Origin of the sequence: Protofrankia sp. Cas3, assembly GCF_963555955.1 — a bacterium.
Taxonomy (GTDB): Bacteria; Actinomycetota; Actinomycetes; order Frankiales; family Frankiaceae; genus Protofrankia.
Map to the genome: position 1 here is coordinate 1 of NZ_CAUVXP010000309.1, position 2,515 is coordinate 2,515.

2 protein-coding genes and 1 pseudogene are annotated in these 2,515 nt (G+C 69.9%); 1 reads left to right on the forward strand and 2 read right to left on the reverse strand.

The genetic code is table 11. From position 1 onward, the window contains the following. A pseudogene (locus U9983_RS27545) lies at positions 1 to 1,107 on the reverse strand (hypothetical protein); the annotation flags it as partial. A gap of 242 nt (positions 1,108 to 1,349) precedes the next feature. On the opposite strand from U9983_RS27545, the gene rfbD reads away from it, so the two are divergent. Continuing rightward, a complete protein-coding gene (gene rfbD / locus U9983_RS27550) occupies positions 1,350 to 2,225 on the forward strand; it encodes a dTDP-4-dehydrorhamnose reductase (protein ID WP_322756805.1) in 876 nt (291 codons plus the stop codon). 107 nt (positions 2,226 to 2,332) lie between these two features. Here rfbD and U9983_RS27555 read toward each other — a convergent pair. Continuing rightward, a partial coding sequence (locus U9983_RS27555; protein ID WP_322756806.1) for a tetratricopeptide repeat protein occupies positions 2,333 to 2,515 on the reverse strand: 183 nt, incomplete at its 5' end.

A 2,515-nucleotide genomic window follows, 5' to 3' on the forward strand; every position in this document is an offset into this window, starting at 1 on the left:
GTATAAGAGACAGCCCCAGAACCGACTGATGATCGTTCGCCAGAAGTAGCCGTACCAGGTGCCGAATGACTTCGGTAGCAGGATCGGTTCTCGCCGTGGTGGGTCAGTTGCCCATCCATTGGGCTCTATTGAGTGGTAGAGGATGTAATTGCGGACCCACCACCATCCGCCGGCTGCGCAGGCAAGCCCGATCGCGAGCAGCGCCGGCCGCCACGGCGGCGTGCGTACAACCGCGGCCCGCCCGGACCCGGTGGTCAGGGCGCAGCGGCGCCCGCGTGGTCCGCGGGGCGCCGCCCAGCCGAGCGGATAGGCGATCGCGACCATCAGCACCAGCGGCAGAGCCAGCGCCTTGGTGAGTAGTGCCACGGTGAGTGACAGGGCGATCCCCACCGCTGTCCGCCGGCGTATGTCACCGGCCAGTACGCCGGCGATCAGTACTGTCAGCCCGCCGACCGAGAACATCAGCAGTCCGTCGTTGTTGAACGTGGCCCCGACCCGGGTCAGGCCGGGAACGGCGAGCGGCACTGCCGCGGCAGCCTGTGCCAACGGCTGGCAGAGCCCGAACCGCCGCGCGGCCGCCCAGGCGAGCAGGGGCAGGGGAGCGACAAGGCTGATGTTGAGCAGGCGCAGCGCCCAGACCTGCCGGTCATAGGCCCATCGCGACGATCCCGGCAGGGCCGCCAGCATGCCCGCCCCGACCGCATAGATCATCGGCGGGTGCTGCACGATCTGGTTGGGCAGCCGGCCGTCCGTGACCGGCTCGGGGCCGCCCAGCGCATCAAAGGACAGGCGCCGGCCGCGGGGCGTCGGCCTGATCGCGGCGAATGGTGGATCACTGGGGGATCTGCGACCCGACTGGAACATCCCGGCGTACCGGCCGCGATCGAAGTCGTCCGAGGTGGCGGCGACCCCCTTCGCCATGATCCGGTCGCCCGGCGCCGGCCATCCACCGCCGTGGAGCAGCCCGTAGACCATGTCGACGTGTTGGGCCTCGTCGTAACCGGTCCAGGTCGGATATGTGAACGAGTAGGTCGCCAACAGCGTGAGGTGCAACGCTGTCAGCAGGACAACCCCCCGCGGTGGACGGGACCGGGCGCGGGTCAGCACGTCGTCGGGTGCTCGCCGGGGCGCCGGGGGTCTGATCGCTGCCTTCTCCGGACGACGGTGACGGCCAGACCTGGTTGGCCAGCCGTGCCCGGCGCTGCGCCGGGTAACCCTGATCCTGAGTGCACGGCTGATACTTTGTGTAATCAAACGATGGCGGTATGGTCATTTCATCCACGGTGGGTGATGGGATGGGCCGTGGATGATCATCTGGCGAGGTCTGCCACACTTACCTGGTGCGCGTGATGGTGACGGGAGCCGGCGGTCAGCTCGGAGCGGACCTCTGTCAGCTGCTGGAGTCCGATAAGCGGGTCCTTGCCTGGGCGGGTTTCACCCGCGCCGAGTTCGACGTCACCGACGCGGCCCGGGTGCGGGCGGTCATCGCGGACCAGGCCCGGCCCGCGAAGATCCAGGGCGGTCTCGTGGTGGTCAACACCGCCGCCTGGACGGACGTCGACGGTGCCGAGTCCGACGAGACGGGCGCCTACGCCGCGAATGCTGCCGCTCCGGCGCAGCTGGCCGCAGCCTGTGCCGAGGTCGGCGCAACACTGGTGCACGTCTCCACCGACTACGTCTTCGACGGCACGGCGGACAAGCCGTACGAGGCCGATGCCCCCACCGCGCCGCGTTCGGCATACGGGCGGACCAAACTCGCCGGCGAGCAGGCCGTGCTCGCGCTGTGTCCGTCTGCCTACGTCGTGCGCACCGCCTGGGTGTACGGCGCGTCCGGGCGCAACTTCGTCCGGACGATCGCCAAGCTCGCGGCGGAGCGCGACACCCTGTCGGTGGTCGACGACCAGCAAGGGTCACCCACCTGGGCGGTGGACCTCGCCGCCGGGCTGATCGAGCTCGCGGCATCGGGGGTCAGGCCGGGGATCTACCACTGCACCGGCGGTGGCGACACGACCTGGTACGGATTCGCTCGGGCGATCGTCGCCGAGCTGGGGATGGACCCGGCGAAGGTCACGCCGACGACGACCGACGCGTTCCCCCGGCCGGCTCCGCGCCCGGCCTATTCGGTGCTGTCGTCCCGTTCGTGGAGCGACGCGGGCCTGACGCCGCTGCGTCCGTGGCGCGATGCGCTGGCCGCGGCCTTCCCCCAGATCACCCCTGCGCCGTAGGCCGGGAGTATCTCGACCGGCTCTAGGCAGACGTGTTGCGTTACGCCCTGGCTACGGTGCTGCCCGAACAGAACGACACCGGGAGCACGACCGCCCTCGCACCCTTTCTACCGTTCACCTCCGCCCGGATCACCGGCCAGTCCGGTCCAGGCGGCGATGTTGTGCCGGGTGGTCAGGGTGTCGGGGTGGTCGGGGCCGAGAACCCGCTCCCGGTCGGGTAGCAGCTCCCGGGACAGTTGCAGCGCCTTGGCCGGATCACCGGTCTGTCCGGTCCAGGCGGCGATGTTGTG